The sequence below is a fragment of the Streptosporangium sp. NPDC023825 genome (assembly GCF_040639575.1).
In the GTDB taxonomy this organism is placed as follows: domain Bacteria; phylum Actinomycetota; class Actinomycetes; order Streptosporangiales; family Streptosporangiaceae; genus Streptosporangium.
In genome coordinates this window covers 12,691-28,514 of record NZ_JBFAAE010000070.1, presented here as the reverse complement: position 1 = coordinate 28,514, position 15,824 = coordinate 12,691, and the positions used below count along the sequence as shown (strand labels likewise).

Annotated in this window: 13 protein-coding genes and 1 pseudogene; 8 read left to right on the top strand and 6 right to left on the bottom strand. The window is 72.3% G+C overall.

Annotated elements, in window-relative coordinates; genetic code table 11:
• From AB0G15_RS37405 to AB0G15_RS37395, 3 genes are all read left to right on the top strand, one after another.
• The gene (locus tag AB0G15_RS37405) at window positions 1-609 is read left to right on the top strand and encodes a methyltransferase domain-containing protein (protein ID WP_362849577.1); all 609 of its coding nucleotides are present in this window, start codon (window positions 1-3) and stop codon (window positions 607-609) included.
• Window positions 610-713: 104 nt separating this feature from the next.
• Window positions 714-1,895 carry an acyl-CoA dehydrogenase family protein gene (locus AB0G15_RS37400; protein ID WP_362849575.1) on the top strand — a complete coding sequence of 394 codons (1,182 nt, stop codon included), beginning with the start codon at window positions 714-716 and terminating at the stop codon, window positions 1,893-1,895.
• Window positions 1,896-1,976: 81 nt separating this feature from the next.
• Window positions 1,977-2,393: an SRPBCC family protein gene (locus tag AB0G15_RS37395; RefSeq protein WP_362849573.1), complete on the top strand. Its 417-nt coding sequence runs from the start codon at window positions 1,977-1,979 to the stop codon at window positions 2,391-2,393.
• Window positions 2,394-2,541: 148 nt separating this feature from the next.
• Here the strand turns inward: AB0G15_RS37395 and AB0G15_RS37390 are convergent, their stop codons facing one another.
• Together AB0G15_RS37390 and AB0G15_RS37385 are read right to left on the bottom strand one after the other, a co-directional pair.
• Window positions 2,542-3,456, bottom strand: coding sequence for an alpha/beta hydrolase (locus AB0G15_RS37390; protein WP_362849571.1), 915 nt, complete (start codon window positions 3,454-3,456; stop codon window positions 2,542-2,544).
• Between the two features lie 24 nt (window positions 3,457-3,480).
• The gene (locus AB0G15_RS37385) at window positions 3,481-4,164 is read right to left on the bottom strand and encodes a gamma-glutamyl-gamma-aminobutyrate hydrolase family protein (RefSeq protein ID WP_362849568.1); all 684 of its coding nucleotides are present in this window, start codon (window positions 4,162-4,164) and stop codon (window positions 3,481-3,483) included.
• A gap of 489 nt (window positions 4,165-4,653) precedes the next feature.
• Between AB0G15_RS37385 and AB0G15_RS37380 the strand changes: the two genes are divergently transcribed.
• Window positions 4,654-5,769: a globin domain-containing protein gene (locus tag AB0G15_RS37380; RefSeq protein ID WP_362849565.1), complete on the top strand. Its 1,116-nt coding sequence runs from the start codon at window positions 4,654-4,656 to the stop codon at window positions 5,767-5,769.
• A 347-nt stretch (window positions 5,770-6,116) separates the two neighbouring features.
• On the top strand, window positions 6,117-6,446 hold the full coding sequence (locus tag AB0G15_RS37375) for a hypothetical protein (RefSeq protein WP_362849563.1): 330 nt from the start codon (window positions 6,117-6,119) through the stop codon (window positions 6,444-6,446).
• A gap of 121 nt (window positions 6,447-6,567) precedes the next feature.
• On the opposite strand, the gene thyX is transcribed toward AB0G15_RS37375, so the two are convergent.
• From thyX to AB0G15_RS37360, 3 genes are all read right to left on the bottom strand, one after another.
• Entirely contained in the window at window positions 6,568-7,260 is a 693-nt protein-coding gene (thyX, locus tag AB0G15_RS37370) for an FAD-dependent thymidylate synthase (RefSeq protein WP_362849560.1), read from the bottom strand.
• A gap of 112 nt (window positions 7,261-7,372) precedes the next feature.
• Window positions 7,373-8,953 (bottom strand): amidohydrolase, encoded by a 1,581-nt coding sequence (locus tag AB0G15_RS37365; RefSeq protein ID WP_362849557.1) that lies wholly within the window; start codon window positions 8,951-8,953, stop codon window positions 7,373-7,375.
• 123 nt (window positions 8,954-9,076) lie between these two features.
• A complete protein-coding gene (locus AB0G15_RS37360) occupies window positions 9,077-11,218 on the bottom strand; it encodes an anthranilate synthase component I (protein ID WP_362849554.1) in 2,142 nt (713 codons plus the stop codon).
• A gap of 356 nt (window positions 11,219-11,574) precedes the next feature.
• Here AB0G15_RS37360 and AB0G15_RS37355 point away from each other — a divergent pair, with 356 nt between their 5' ends.
• The 3 genes and pseudogenes from AB0G15_RS37355 to AB0G15_RS37345 all read left to right on the top strand — a co-directional run bounded on the left by AB0G15_RS37355 (window position 11,575) and on the right by AB0G15_RS37345 (window position 14,664).
• Window positions 11,575-13,260, top strand: coding sequence for a CocE/NonD family hydrolase (locus tag AB0G15_RS37355; RefSeq protein WP_362849551.1), 1,686 nt, complete (start codon window positions 11,575-11,577; stop codon window positions 13,258-13,260).
• Window positions 13,261-13,401: 141 nt separating this feature from the next.
• A pseudogene (locus tag AB0G15_RS37350) lies at window positions 13,402-13,857 on the top strand (HTH domain-containing protein); the annotation flags it as partial.
• Entirely contained in the window at window positions 13,846-14,664 is an 819-nt protein-coding gene (locus AB0G15_RS37345) for a WYL domain-containing protein (RefSeq protein ID WP_362849600.1), read from the top strand. The pseudogene AB0G15_RS37350 and the gene AB0G15_RS37345, both read left to right, overlap by 12 nt.
• 124 nt (window positions 14,665-14,788) lie before the next feature.
• Here AB0G15_RS37345 and AB0G15_RS37340 read toward each other — a convergent pair whose 3' ends face one another.
• The gene (locus AB0G15_RS37340) at window positions 14,789-15,703 is read right to left on the bottom strand and encodes an SDR family oxidoreductase (protein ID WP_362849548.1); all 915 of its coding nucleotides are present in this window, start codon (window positions 15,701-15,703) and stop codon (window positions 14,789-14,791) included.
• Window positions 15,704-15,824 lie beyond the last annotated feature (121 nt).

The following is a 15,824-nucleotide window of genomic DNA, read 5'->3' as shown; positions in this document are numbered from 1 at the left end:
ATGACCAATGACACCACGCTCTTCCTGGGGCAGTGGATCCGCTCGCCGGGCACCGTCGGAGCGGTGGCGCCGAGCTCGCGGCGGCTCGCCGAGGCGGTGGCCTCGCCGGTCCCGCACCGGGGCGACCCGGTGATCGTCGAGCTCGGCCCCGGCACGGGCGCGTTCACGGCGGAGATCCAGCGCCGGCTGGGCGGCCGGGGGCACCACATCGCCGTCGAGATCAACCCGAGGCTGGCCGAGTTCCTCGCCGCCAGGAACCCGGGCGTGGACGTCGTGGTCGACGACGCGGTACGGCTGCCCCAGCTGCTCCAGGAGCGCGGCCTGCCCCAGGCCGACGCGATCGTGAGCGGGCTCCCCTGGGCCGCCTTCTCCGAGGAGACCCAGGCCCGCCTGCTGGGCGCGGTCACCGGGATCATGGGTCCGCACACGGCCTTCACCACCTTCGCCTACAGCTTCGCCAAGCGCCTTCCTCCGGCGCGGCGCTTCAGGAGGCGCCTGATCGACACCTTCGAGGAGGTCGTCACGGGCCGGACGGTGTGGGGCAACGTGCCGCCGGCCTTCGTCTACCACGCGCGCAGGCCGCGGCTGGAGCCCGCCCCGGAGGCCTGACCCCGCGGGCCGGGGCCGGAACGTCAGGGCCGGGGCCGGGACGCCACGAAGATACCGAACTACGTTCTACGATTGCGCCCGCAGCCAGAATGGAGTTGATCATCGTGGACTTCACCCTCCCCGAGAGCGCCCTCGCCGTACAACGCGGCATCGGCGACATCTGCGCCCGCTACGACCTGGACTACTGGCAGCGGTGCGAGAGCGAGAAACGCTGGCCCGAGGAGGTCTGGCAGGACCTGGCCAAGGGCGGCTGGCTCGGCCTGGCCGTGCCCGAGGAGTACGGCGGCGGCGGTCAGGGCCTGCTGGAGCTGGCCGTGGCCACCGAGACCCTGTCGGCCTCGGGCTCGGCCGGCGGCTCGGCGTTCACCTACGTGCTCACCCCCGGGTTCGGCGCGATGACCCTGTCCAGGCACGGCAGCCGGTGGCAGCGCGACGAGCTGCTGCCCAAGCTGGCCACCGGCGAGCTGGAGACCTGCTTCGCGCTGACCGAGCCCGACGCCGGGTCCAACGCCCTGGGCATCTCCACCTTCGCCCGCCGCGACGGCGCGGAGTTCGTCGTCAACGGCCAGAAGATCTGGATCACCGGCGTGCAGCGCGCCACCTGGATGCTCCTGGTCACCCGGACCATCCCGGCCGCCGAGGCCAAGCCCCGCTCCAACGGCCTGACCGTCTTCCTGGTGAACGTCCCCGAGGCGGTCGCCGCCGGGCAGCTGTCGTTCCGGCCGATCCCGAAGCTGGGCGCCAACACCACCCCGTCCAACATGGTCTTCATCGACGACCTCCGGGTCCCGGAGAGGAACGTGATCGGCGAGGTCGACCAGGGCGCGCTGGTGTTGTGGGACATCCTCAACCCCGAGCGCGTCCTGCTCGCCGCCTCCGCGCTCGGCGGCGCCGAGGTGGCGCTGCGGGTGGCCGTGCAGTACGCCAAGGAGCGCGAGGTGTTCGGCCGCCCGATCGGCGCCAACCAGGCCATCGCCTTCCCCCTCGCCCAGGTCAAGGCGAAGATCGAGCTGGCCAGGCTGATGCTCTACAAGGCCGCCTGGCTGTTCGACAGGCAGCTGCCCTGCGCCACCGAGGCCAACATCGCCAAGCTGTCCGCCTCGCAGGCCGCGTGGGAGGCGGCGGACCACGCCTTCCAGACGCACGGCGGCATGGCCTACTCGCTGGAGTACCCGGTGGCCAACCTGCTGACCGGCGCCCGCATCGGCAAGGTCGCCCCGGTCACCGAGGAACTCCTGCTCAACTACCTGGCCACCCAGGTTCTCGGGCTGCCCAGGAGCTTCTGACCTGATCACCCGGCGGCCCTGATTACCCGGCGGCGCGCGCGGGCATGACCCTCGGCGACAGGCCAGCACGAGGAGTAGCCGATGTCCGCGTACGCCAGCACGGTGATCAACGCCTCCGCCGACCAGGTGTGGGAGTACCTGAGGGATTTCGGCAACGTGGCGGAGTGGCTGCCGGGGATCACCGGCTGCGAGATCGAGGACGGCGGGGACTCCCGGCCGGGCGCGGTGCGCAGGCTGGAGAGCCCCGGCGGAGCCTTCAGGGAGCGGCTGCTCACCCTCGACGACGCCTCGCGCTCGGCGACGTACGAGATCCTGGAGAGCCCGCTGCCGGTCCGTGACTACCGGGCGCTCTACCGGGTCGCCCCCGTCACCGACAGCGGGAGGGCGTTCGTCGAGTGGTCGGCCACCTTCGAGACCGACGACGCGGCGAAGGTGGAGGGGTTCGTCGTCGGCCAGGTCTTCGAGCCCGGCCTGGCCGCCCTGCACGGGCGCTTCTGACCGGGCGCCGCCGCCTCGGGGCGGCCGCCGCCGTACGGGTCCGGGCGGCGTCCCCGGCGGAGGCCGCGGCACGGACCCGCCCCGCGGCAGACACCCCGCGGGAAGGCTCCGCTCGCCGGACGGGTATCGGCCGGCCGGAAAGACCCGTCTACCGGAAGGCCTCCGCGAGACGGGCCGCGGCGTACTCGCGCGCCTCGGTCGCCTGGTCGAAGAAGCCCGGAAGGCCGAAGAAACCGTGGATGGCTCCCTCGTATCTCCTGACCTCGACCGGCACCCCGGCCGCGGCGAGCTGGGCGGCGTACTGTTCGCCCTCGTCGCAGAGGGGGTCGCACTCGGCGACGATCACCGTCGCCGGGGCCAGGCCGGACTTGTCGGCCAGCCGGGCCGGAGCCAGCCGGGGGTCGGCCGGGTCACCGCCGTACTGCGCGACGAACCAGGCCATCTCGTCCGCGCCGAGCCCGAAGCCGGTGGCGTAGGCACGGTAGCTCCCGGTGTCCATGGCCACGTCGGCCACCGGGTAGACGAGCAGCTGGTGGGCCAGCCGGAGCCCGGCGTCCCTGGCCTGCCAGGCGGCCACGGCCGCGAGGTTGCCCCCGGCGCTGTCGCCGCAGACCGCGATGCGCCCCGGGTCGATCCCGTAGGCGCCGGGACGGGCGAAGACGTCCTGGACGACGCTCCACGCGTCGTCGGCCGCCGCGGGGAAGGGGTGGTGGGGCGCGAGCCGGTAGTCGACCGAGACCACGACCGCCCCGTTGCGCACCGCGAGGTCGCGGCCGAGGGCGTCGTTGCGCTCGACGCTCCCGAAGACCCAGCCTCCGCCGTGGAGGTAGACGATCGCGGGAAGGGGGCGGTCGCCCTCCTCGGGCCGGTAGACCCGGACCGGCACGCCCCCGACGACCTCGTCCCTGACCATCGGGAGGGGAATGATCGGACCCCGCTGCTCGGCGAAGGCGTCCAGGGTCCGCAGCTCGGCGATCATCTCGGGGGTGAGCGTGGAGAGAGGGGCACCGAGGTCCGTCTGGAAGAGCTTCAGGTAGGCCTCGGCCTGCGGGTGCAACGGCATGATCGGCACTTTACCCGCCGGACGTCACCGCCGGGCCTCCTCGACCAGGGCCTCGATGAGCCGGTTGTCCCCGGCGCGTCCGGGGTTCCACTGCACCCCGACGCAGAACCGGTGCCCCTGCAGCTCGACGCCCTCGACGATCTGGTCGTCGGCCCAGGCCACGGCGAGCAGGCCGGTGCCCAGCCGCTTGACGGCCTGGTGATGGGGCGCGGTCACCTCGGCCGTGTCACCCACCGTCTTGCCGAGCCTGCTGGAGACGCTGATCTGGATGCGGTGCGCCTGGGCGGCGTGGCGGTCGTGGTCGACCACCTCGGGGAGCCAGGGGATCAGGGTCCCGCCCTGGGCGACGTTCAGGACGTGCATGCCCCGCCCCGAGGCGAGCAGCGGCAGGCCGGCCTTGACGGCGGCGCGGGCCAGCGCCAGCTCGAAGCGGTCGCGGTGCGGCTGGGGGTCCCTGACGCGCTCCTCGGGGGCGGCCCCGTAGAGGGAGGGGTCGAGCTCGCCCCCTCCGGCGAGGATCACGCCCGACAGGCCGCCGACGTAGTCGTCGATCCCGCCGAGGTTGAGCGGGGGCAGCAGCACCGGGGCGCCGCCCGCCTTCTCGACGGCTCGCGCGTAGGAGGGCGGCGACAGGACGGCCTCCCTGACCCAGTCGCCCCAGCGGGCGGCCTCGAGGTAGGCGGTGATACCGATCAAGGGTCGGGGCATGCGTTCTCCAGGGGGCGTGCGCGAGGTGGCGCCACCTGTTTCGGACAGCACCGATCCCATCTCCAACAGCTCCTCTATCATGGCGCACTCTATTTCGGTCATGTCACACATTCGAGGTATCAGTGTCGTCTCGCCAGGAGTCCCCAACTCTCACCGCGGGGACGGTTCACACCCCCGGCGACCTGGAACTCCGCCATGACCGCATGGCTTACGAGCAGTAAACTCTCCATTCAAATGGAACGTGATTATTATTCGCCTATGTCGCCCGCCGCCAATTAGTTGGTCACGCAAAATAACTTTTCAATTACGGATAGTTAGATTTCCCACCATATTGCTGAGAAACGGTTGTGACGTCTACATGGTGATGGAAGACTCAAATTCGAGTGGCCAGGTGAGCCGGGGCTCCCGGTCGCTCGTCACCCGGAGCCGTCAGGGAGGTGGATCTGCATGATCGGACTTTGATCCGATCAATTAGGGTGGGTTCGTTAAATGTCGTTGAATCCGCATCTCGTCAAGGAAAGTTTCGCCCTCGTCGAACCCGTCGCGGACAAGGCCGCGGCGTACTTCTACGGGCGCCTGTTCGCCGAGAGCCCGCACCTGCGGGCGATGTTCCCCCCGGCGATGGACGTCCAGCGCGACCGCCTGTTCAGCGCGCTGACCAGGATCGTCTGGAGCCTGGACAGCCCCGGCAGCCTGGCGTCGTTCCTCGGCCAGCTCGGCCGCGACCACCGCAAGTACGGGGTCCTCGCCGAGCACTACACCGCGGTCGGCAACGCGCTCCTCGCCACGATCAGGCGCTTCGCCGCCGAGATCTGGGACAACGAGATAGAGGCGGCGTGGGTGGCCGCGTACACGGCCGCCGCCAATCTCATGATCGAGTCAGCCGAGTCGGACGCGGGCGTGTCGCCCGCCTGGTGGCTGGCCGAGGTGATCGACCACGAGCTCCGCACACCGGACATCGCGGTGATCACCTTGCGGCTCGACCAGCATCTGCCCTACGTACCCGGCCAGTACGTCAACGTGCAGACCCCGCGCTGGCCGCGCGTCTGGCGCACGTTCTCCATCGCGAACGCGCCCAGGGACGACAAAACCGTCCGCCTGCACGTCCGCGCGATCACCGGCGGCTGGGTCTCCACCGCGCTGGTCCAGCACACCCGGATCGGCGACACCCTGACGCTGGGGCCTCCGATGGGCACCATGGTGCCCGCCGACTCGGGGCGCGACATCCTGTGCGTGGCGGGCGGCACCGGCCTGGCCCCCATCAAGGCGATCCTGGAGCACGTGATCGGCTCCGGGCGCCGCCCCAACGTCCATCTGCTCTACGGGGCCCGCACCGCCGCCGAACTCTACGACCTGACCGACCTGGTACGGATGGAGTCGGCCTTCCCGTGGCTGCGGGTACTGCCCGTGGTCTCCGGCGAACCGGGGTACGACGGCATGCGGGGCCAGGTGGCCGAGGTGATGGAGCGGTTCCACTCGTGGGCCGACCACGAGGCCTACGTCTGCGGCCCGACCGCCATGGTCAACGAGACGGTCCGCAGGCTCCAGCGGGGCGGAATGCCGCTGCCGCACATCCACCGGGACATCGTGCAGGGCGAGCTCTGAACGACAATCGGGACTAACACCCCGAACTGATCACGCAAATTTCATAGAGCACGGCAAGACACGGCGTGGCATGGCAGCATGAGGCCCAATCCGAAAGGAGATGGTCATGCACGACGGCCCCCCTCCCAGCCCGTGCCCACCTCTCGACCGCCACCCGCGCGGACCCGTCCGCCGCCGTCACCATCCGTCCGGCTCTCCGGCCGGAGCCGTCCGCCCGCACGCGCCCGTCCCCGGTCCCCTCCACCGGCGGCGGCGCCGCCGAGGTCAGGACGACACCCGTCCCCGGCCCCCGGCCGGTTCAGGCCACCCTGCCCTGCCCGCCCCTCGCGACACGGTGCGCTGAGCCGATGGCCAGACCCGTCACCCTCGTGACCTTCATGCTTCCCGCCACGCTCCGGCACTGGGCGGGCGAGACCACCGAGATCCGCGTCTTCGCCGTCGCCGACCACGACGACGGCCACCCCACGCTGGGCTCCGCCCTCGACATGCTCCGCCGCACGCACCCGTCCCTGGAGCAGCGACTCCGCGACGACTACGGGTGCATCCGCCGCCACATCAGCATGTTCGTCTGCGGCGAGAACGCCCGGCACCTCGGCGGCCTCGACTGCGCGCTGCCCCCGGGCGCCGAGATCTTCGTCCTGCCCGCCCTCTCCCGCCGTCAGGAGACCACGAGCTGACCGCCCGCGAGAGACAACAAGCCAGGCGGCGGGCAGGAGACGAGGACCGAGGGGGCGGCGGGCCGGGAGACCTCCGGTCCGCACGCCCCCGGCGACTCCGCGAGGGGGCGCCCCTGCTCCTCTAGGGGGCGACCCTGCCGGCGGCCACGAAGGCCGCGTGCGTGAGGGGCATCAGCTCCGCCCAGGCCGCCTCCATCTTCTCCGCCACCATCTCGATCTCGCGCTGCGGGAACGAGGGCACCCTGGCCTGCTCGTTCTTGGTGCGCAGGGAGAGGAAGTGCATGAGCGAGCGGGCGTTGCAGGTGGCGTACATCGAGGAGAAGAGACCGACGGGCAGCACCGCCCTGGCCACCTCCCTGGCGATCCCGGCCTCCAGCATCTCCTGGTAGGCGGCGTAGGACTGCCGGTACGACGACTCCATCGCCTCAGTCACGATCTTGTGCTGCTCGGCGCTGCCCTCGGCGAAGACGTACTTGCCCGGCCGGCCCTCCTGGACCAGCTTCCGCTCCGCCCCCGGAACGTAGAAATTGGGCTGAAGCTCCCGATAACGCCCACTTTCCTCGTTGTATGACCATCCGACCCTGTGGCGGTGAAATTCACGGAAGACGAAGATCGGCGCGCTGACGAGGAACGTCATCGAGTTGTGCTCGAAGGGGCTGCCGTGCCTGTCGCGCATCAGGAAGTTGAGCAGTCCCTTGGAACGCTCGGGGTCCTTGCCGATCTCCTCCAGGGACTGCTCTCCCGCGGTCGACACCCGCGCGGCCCAGAGCACGTCGGTGTCGGAGGCGCTGTGCTTGACCAACTCCACGGTCACGTCGTCGAGAAAACGTGCCTCTGCCCCATCGCCCGTCAACTGGTTCCCCCTCGTCGCGCCAACAGTCGCCACATTATTCCAGGGGCCCAGCCGCCCCGGGGGCGGGCACCCGTCACAACCGGTATATCCGGCGGGCGTTTCCCGAGCCGATCATCTGGGCCACCCGGGCGGCGTCCGCGGTGCTCCACTCGCCGTCGGCCAGTCGCGCGGCGAGTGCCCCGGCCAGGCCGCGCCGGTAGTGCAGGGCACCGAGGTGGCAGGCCTCGGCCACGCCGTGGCCGCCGGAACCGAACAGCTGCTTGTGGAACGGCACGAGTTCCAGCAGTTCCGCCATGACCGCGGCCGACCCCGTGGCGCTGCGGGTCAGGGCCGCTCCCACGTCGACGTAGACGTGCGGGAGGGCACCCGCCAGATAGGCCGCCTGGCGATGGAACGGGTGGCAGTGCAACAGGACGACGGGGACGCCCATCGGCTGCGTCGCCGTGATGAATCCGGCCACCGGCGCCGGACCGACGCCGTACGGACCGGAGTCGGGACCCCAGCCGGAACCGGCGTGGCCTCCGAAGGGGCCGGGACCTCTGGCGCCCCCGGCGGCGCCTGGGCCGCCGTGCCCGCCGCCCCCGTAGGTCTCGTGACCGCCGTACGCGCCGCGACCGCCGGAGGTGGCACGGCCCCCCGGGTGGGCGCCGTGGCGCGTGCCGCCGGCATGGCGGGCGGGGCCGGTGTGGAACTGCAGCGGCCGCCCGTACTCCCTGGCCACGTCGATCGCCGTCCAGAGCAGGTGGCGCAGGAGCACCTGGTCGGTGAGCCTCTCCCCCGGGCAGGCCAGCCGCCGGGTGGCCGCCGCGATCACCGCTCCCCTGCTCGGCCTGGCCGGCTCGAGGGGCCGGCCGGAGCGGTGGGCGGTGACCGACTTCAGCGCGACGGCGCGGACGGCCCGCTCGGCGAGTTTCTGGGCGAGGGCGGAGATGTAGGAGACGCCCGAGACGGCGGTGCCGGCGACCTCCTCCTCGGCCCGCTCGATGTGGACGACCCGCGCGGTGTCCGCGCCGCCCGCGTGCCCCATCTCGGCCGGTGGCAGCACCTCGCCCCCGCCGGGGCCGCCGCCGAAACGATCCCTGCGGTCCGGACGCTCCAGGCGGTCCAGGCGGTCCAGGCGGTCCAGCATTCCGGGACCCTCGGACCCGCGGGAGCCGTTGAGAGCACCGAGAACACCGAGAGCACCGAGAGCACCGCGGGGTCCGAGACCGGCGACGTCGCCGCGACCGCCGAGGGGGCCCTTCTCGAAGCCGCCGAAGCCCTCCCCGCCGGAGTCGCCGGAGTCGCCGGAGTCATCGGAGTCGTCGGATCCGTCGAACAGGAAGGTGGAGATCCCCGCAGCGCCCAGCAGCCGCCGGTTCACCTCGGCCGCGCCGAGCTCCGCCCTGCGGGCCAGGTAGACGGCGGGCGGAACGTGCGGGGCGAGGCCGAGAACGGGGGCGCACCAGCGCCGGACGGCGGCGCCCGCGGGGGTGTCGAAGTGGGTGGTGCCCGGCGGCGCGGGGGTCTCCGCGTCGGTGAGCAGCGTCTCGAACCGGGCCCGGGTCAGCTCGTCGCGGCGCACACCGCGGCAGTTGTGGTCGACCAGCGGCGCCAGCAGCGCCTCCCGTACGACGTCGGGCAGCTCGACGGGCAGCACGCCGTCCGATCTCATGCCCGCTCCTCCCCCGCCGCCGGGCGTGTCGGCCGGTCCTGGCCCGGTACGCCCAGCGGTCTCCACGACGGGGAGAACTCTAGGGTCACCCGGCGGGACCGCCGGGCGCGAAGTACGGCTTCTTTACCCGTTCTTGCGGCAGAGCCGGAGAACGTTGGCGATGATCTTCGCTCCCGAGCCCCCCTCGGCGGTGAGGATCGACTCGGGATGGAACTGCACCGCGAAACGGCGTCGCTCCACGTCCTCGATGGCCATCACCGCGCCGTCCGGGGTGAGCGCGGTGGCGGTGAACCCGGCGACGCCCGGCTGCTTGGCGTGGACCGAGTGGTAGCGCGCGGCCGTGAACTCCTCGGGAAGCCCGTCGAGCAGGGCGCTGGGGCCCAGCCGCCGCACCTGGCCGCGCTTGCCGTGCTCGGGATAGGACAGCAGCTCGAGGGTGCCGCCCGCCTGCTCCACCATGCCCTGCAGGCCGAGGCAGACGCCGAACACCGGCAGGTCGCGCTCGTAGAGGGCGCCGACCAGGGCGGGCAGCCCGAAGTCGGACGGCCAGCCGGGGCCGGGCGACAGCACCACCAGGGAGGGCGCGATCTCGTCGATCATCGTGACGGGGAATCCGTGCCTGAGCGTGACGACCTCGGCGCCCTGCTGGCGGAAGTAGTCGGCGAGGGTGTTGACGAAAGAGTCCTCGTGGTCGACGAGCAGCACCTTCATCCCGCTGCCCGGCGGCGTGGCGGCCACCTCCGCCTCGGCCCGCTCCTGCGGGGCCGCGCCGACCGCGGCCAGGGCGCCCAGCAGGGCGCTGGCCTTGAGCTCGGTCTCCCGCTCCTCGGCGTCGGGGTCGGAGTCGAACAGCAGCGTGGCCCCGGCCCTGACGGTGGCGACCCCGCCGCGGATCTGCGCGGTGCGCAGGGTCAGGCCGGTGTTCATCGAGCCGTCGAAGCCGATGTAGCCGACCGCCCCGCCGTACCAGCGCCGCGTGGTGGCCTCGTGGTCCTCGATGAACTGCATCGCCCAGGTCTTGGGGGCGCCGGTGACGGTGACGGCCCACATGTGGGTGAGGAAGGCGTCGAGGGCGTCGAACTCCGGACGCAGCCGGCCCTCGATGTGGTCGACGGTGTGGATGAGCCGGGAGTACATCTCGATCTGGCGGCGGCCGATCACCTGGACCGTCCCCGGCACGCAGATGCGGGACTTGTCGTTGCGGTCCACGTCGGTGCACATGGTCAGCTCCGACTCCTCCTTGACGCTGGACAGGAGGGTCCGGATCGCGTCGGCGTCCTCGATGGGGTTGCCGCCGCGGGCGATGGTGCCGGAGATGGGACAGGTCTCGACGCGGTCGCCGCTGACCCGGACGTACATCTCCGGGGACGCGCCGACCAGGTGCTCGCCCTCGCCGAGGTTGAACAGGAACTCGTACGGCGCCGGATTGACCTTGCGCAGCCCCCGGTAGAAGGCGGCCGGGTCGGTGCAGGGTGCGTGGAAGACCTGGCCGGGAACGACCTCGAACAGGTCGCCGCGGACGAACTTCTCCTTGGCCGCGGCCACCACCTTGGCGTAGGAGCCCCTTTCGGGGTCGGCCGGGAGTTCGGACGGCGGCGGGGTCAGCGGCACGACCTCCCCCTCGCGGGCGAGCCCGTGGGTGGAGACGCCGTCCACGGTGAACTCGTAGCGGAACTCCTTGCTGGTCTCCCTCTTACGGTCGATCACCATCACCCGGTCGGGCAGGTGCAGCACGAGGTCGCGCTGGTCCGCGGCCCGCGTCAGGACCTGCCTGATCGGCTCGAACTGGAAGGCCAGGTCGTAGCCGAAGGAGCCGTACAGGCCCAGGTGCTCGTTCTCGCCCTTGAACGCGGCGATGACCTCGCGGATCGCGGTGAAGACCGTGGGACGGCGGCTGCGCATCTCCTCGGGGAGGATGTCCTCCGACTCCGCCACGTAGACCTCGACGAGGTCGGCGGTCGGCTCCTCGACGGGCTTGCCCGCCGCCAGCAGGCAGGACACGACGGCGGGCAGGACCACCCTGCCCCGGGCGTTCAGCGCGCGGGCGGAGATCCTGCGCCCCCTGGCGACGATCTCCAGGCAGGGGTCGACGTAGGCGAGGTGCCATCGGCTGTAGCGGCCGGGATACTCCATCCCGGAGGAGAGCACTCCGCCACGGCGCTCGCCGAGCGTCGTGACGACGTCCTCAAGCACCGTCTCGGGCACGTCGGACGCGGTGACCTCGACCCCTATGCCGCCGGCGGTGGTATATCGGCTCGTCTCCACTGCGGTATCGCCCCTTTTGATGTCCCTGATGCCCAGAGGGAGCGGACGCAGAAAAGGCCGCCTCCCTGGGCGGCCGCCTGTCTGCTCGCGAATGCGAAACCTGCGCCGCCTAGAAGCGGCGCCACCACTGAAGGGTAATCGGGTCTCGCATGTGGCCAGAGTACCGGCGGCGACCGCGATCATGCAACGTGACACCACGCCGGCCCCGTACCGGCGGGGAAACCGTGAAGATCCCCAGGCAGGGGGCGGAAGCCGGCGGGACCGGAGGATGACGAGCCTCACACCGGCGAACCCTGGCCATCGCGAGCCTTGTTCTGTTACCAGTGGGTAATCACGGGGCTGCGCGAGGAGAGCACATGGGGACGATCACTTGGCCGCGGACGGCCGTCCACCGGGTCACGGTCGAGCGTGACCTGCCGGTACCGATGCCCGACGGGGTCACCCTGCTGGCCGACCGCTACGTACCGGCCGGCGCCGTGCGCCCGCCCACGATCCTGATCCGCTCCCCGTACGGAAGGCGCGGCGTGTTCGGGCGGACCTTCGGGCGCGGGTTCGCCAAGCACGGGTTCCAGGTCGTGATACAGAGCTGCCGGGGCGGCTTCGGCTCGGGCGGCCTGCTCGACCCGCTCGGCGACGAGCACGACGACGGGCTGGCCACGCTGGCCTGGCTGCGTGCCCAGGACTGGTACGGCAGGAGCCTGGCCATGCACGGCCCCTCCTACCTGGGGTACGCGCAGTGGGCGATCGCCCCGTTCGCCGGGCCGGACCTCAAGGCCATGTCCACCTCGGTGACCGCCTCCCAGTTCCGGGACGCCGCCTACGTGGGCGGGGCGTTCGCGCTGGAGTCGTCGCTGATGTGGACCACGCTGACCGCCTCCCTGGAGCGGCCGTTCGGCGGGGCGAGCGCGCTGCTCATCCCGCGCAGAACGCGTCGCGCGGCCCTGTCGGGGCGCCCGCTCGGGGAGCTGGACACGCTGTCGGCGGGCAGGGGCATGCCGTTCTTCCAGGACCTGCTCACCCACCACGCCGAGCCCGCCGCCTACTGGGGCAGGCGCGACTTCTCCGCCTCCGTGGGCGAGGTGGAGGCCGCGGTCACCATGGTCGGCGGCTGGTACGACGTCTTCCTGCCCTGGCAGGTCAAGGACTACGCGGCGATGCGGGCCGCGGGGCGGCGCCCGTACCTGACGATCGGCCCCTGGTACCACGCGGACGTGCGGCACGGCCGGGTGGCCAACGCCGAGGCGCTCGCCTGGTTCCGCGCGCACCTGCTCGGCGACCCGTCGGGGCTGCGCGAGCAGCCGGTCAGGCTGTACGTGACGGGCGCGGACGAGTGGCGCGACTACTCCGACTGGCCGGTGCCCGGCGTGCGGGAGCAGCGCTGGCACCTGCGTCCCGGCTTCGCCCTCTCCCCCGGCATCCCCGGCGTCCCTGACGTCCCTCACGCCTCTCGCGCCTCTCATGCCGTCGAAGGCCCTGGCGGCGGCGTCGGCCCGCACGGCGCCGAACCCGACCGCTTCCGCTACGACCCCGCGCACCCGACGCCCGCGCTGGGCGGCCCGGTCCTGCTGGGCAACTCGGAACCGCGCGACAACCGCAGGCTGGAGGCCCGGCGCGACGTACTCGTCTACACCGGCCCCGAGCTGCGGCGGGACACGGAGATGATCGGCCCGGTCTTCGCCGACCTGTACGTGCGCACGGGCACCGGGCACGCCGACGTGGTGGTCCGGGTCTGCGACGTGCACCCGGACGGCGCCTCATACAACGTGTGCGAGGGCGTGCGCCGCCTTGTCCCCGGTGACCCGCCCGCCGGGGACGACGGGATCCGCCGGGTCCGGGTGGATCTGTGGCCGATCGGGCACCGTTTCCGGCGTGGCCACCGGATCCGCGTGCACGTCGCCGGAGGCGCGTACCCCCGGATCGCCCGCAACCTCGGTACCGGTGAGCCGCTGGGCACGGGCAGCGCGATGGTCAAGACCGACCACGAGATCTTCCACGACCCGTCCCACCCGTCCGCGGTCGTGCTGCCCTTCGTCCCCTCCTGACCCTCCGGGTTCCGCCCGGCCCTCGGGGTTCCGCTCCGCCCTCGCCCGGCCGCCTCCGGCCGTCCCCGGGCGGCCTCGCCCCGGCCCCGCCCGTTCCCCGCCCCGCCGCGGTCACGGGTGCGCCGGGGCTAGGGTCGGAGAGTGCGCGCGGCCAGGTTGATGTCGTTGGTCCTGCTGCTCCAGGCCCGGGGCGGCATGACCGCGGCGGAGCTCTCCAAAGAGCTGGAGGTCTCCGAGCGGACCGTCCACCGTGACGTGCTGGCCCTGTCGGAGGCCGGCGTGCCGGTGTACGCCGACCGCGGGCGGGGCGGAGGCTACCGGCTGCTGGACGGGTACCGCACCCGCCTCACCGGGCTGGATCGTGCCGAGGCGGAGGCGCTGTTCCTGTCGGGCGTGCCGGAGGCACTGCGGGAGATGGGACTGAGCGAGGTGGCGGCCACGGCGCGGCTGAAGGCCTCCGCCGCGCTCTCCCCCGGCCTCCGCGACGCCCCCGCGACCGCGGCTCAGCGCTTCCACCTGGACGCCCCCGGCTGGTTCGCGAGCGAGCGGCCCCCACCGGCGGCGCTGGCGCCCCTGGCCAGGGCGGTGTGGGGGGACCACCCGGTCACCGCCCTCTACCGGCGTGCCACGCGCACCCGGCCGGGTGAACAGACCAAACAGCCCGGCCAGTCCGATCGGCCCGGCGGAACCCGGGAAACCGGGCGGGCCGAAGGAACCGGGCAGGCTGAAGGCGGGCGGACCGAGCGTGACGGACGGGCCGGGGAGAACGAGCGGCCCGAGCAGGCCGGGGCCGCCCGACGGCGGCTGGAGCCGTACGGGCTCGTGCTGAAGGCGGGAGTCTGGTACCTGGCGACCCGGTTCGCCATCTACCGGGTCGACCGCTTCGACGAGGTCGAGATCCACCCCGGCCTGCGCTTCGAGCGGGACGAGACCTTCGACCTGGCCGCGTTCTGGGGGGAGAGGGCGGCGCAGTTCGCCAGGTCCCTGCTCACCGCGCACGTCACCGTACGGCTCAGCCCCGCCGGGCGCCGCGCGCTGCCCGCCGTCGCCGACCCCGCCGCTCTCGGCTCCGCCCTGGCCTCCGCCGGCGAGCCCGACGGGCAGGGGTGGGTCACGTTCCGCCTGCCCGTCGAGTCCCCGGAGGTCGCCTACAGCCAGATCCTCCGCTTCGGTCCGGAGGCCGAGGTCGTCGACCCGCCCGGCCTCCGTGCCCGCCTCGCCGAAGCGGCCACCCGCCTGCGCGACCTGTACGCCTCCCCCCGCTCCCCCGCCGGCACCCTTGGCACCTCCGACATCGGCGACGCCTCCGAGCCCCGCGACATCGAAGACCCCGGCGACCCCGGCGACCCCGGCGACCCCGGCGACCCCGGCGACCCTGGCGGCACCGGCACGCCAGGCCGCTGACCCCGGCCGGGGTCTCAGCCAGGGGTCTCAACCGGGGATCCCAGCCGCTTCTCCCGGCCGGTGGTCCCGGCCCGGGGTCGCGGTGCCGGTCCCGGTGGTGGTCAGGTGCCGGTCCCGGTGGTGGTCAGCGGTAGCCGGTGGCGTCGGCGGGTTTGCCCTTGCTCTCGACCTCCTCGATGTAGCGCCAGGCGTCGGGCCTGCTGCCGTCGACGTCGGTGAAGCCGTACACCTGGGCGAGCTGGCCGCTGGACACCGACTGGCCCGACCAGCGCATCCGGTCCTCGTCGGTGGCGAGGGCGACGACCGCGCGGCCGGTGTAGGCGGGCGTCTCGGAGATCACGAAGTGCGGCTGCTTGGCGGTGGCGTCCCGCCAGTTCTCCTCGGTGACGCCGAAGAGCTCCAGCATGCTCTCCGACCTGAGCCAGCCGGGGCTCAGCGAGATCGCGGCGCAGCCGTGCGGGCGCAGCTCGTGGGCCTGGCTGAACGCCAGGCGGTTCACCGAGATCTTGGCCAGGTCGTAGAAGGCCGAGAGCCGGTAGTTGACGGTGTTGTACTCCAGGGTGCCGTCGGTCACCTCGATCACCATGCCCCCGGGACTCTCGATCAGCAGGGGCAGCGCGTGGTGGCTGGTGATCAGGTGGGTGTCCACCGCCAGCCGGAGGATGCGCAGGCCGTCGTCGAGGGAGTGCTTCCAGACGGGGACGTGCCACTCGGTGAGCGAGTCGGCGCCCCAGACGTCGTTGACGAGGATGTCGAGCCTGCCCTGCTCGTTCCTGATCCGTTCCACCAGGGCGCGCACCTGCTCCGGAACCAGGTGGTCCACCTGGACCGCGACGCCGTGCCCGCCCCCGCGGGTCACCAGCTCGGCCGTCTCCTCGATGGTCTCCGGCCGGTCCATCTCCGAGCGCCGCTCCCGCGTGCTCCTGCCGGTGCAGTAGACCGTGGCGCCGGCCGTGCCCAGTTCCACCGCGATTCCCCGGCCGGTCCCCCTCGTCGCCCCCGCGACCAGGGCGACCTTTCCTTCCAGCGTTCTTGTCATGTGGCCAGCGTGACGCGAAAACAGGCCACCTACTGTCATGTTTTCGCGTCACCGGCCGAAGGGGTTCGCGTCACAACGGCCGAGGGGAACGGATCGGGGCGGAAGGCCGGGCCGCGGCGCG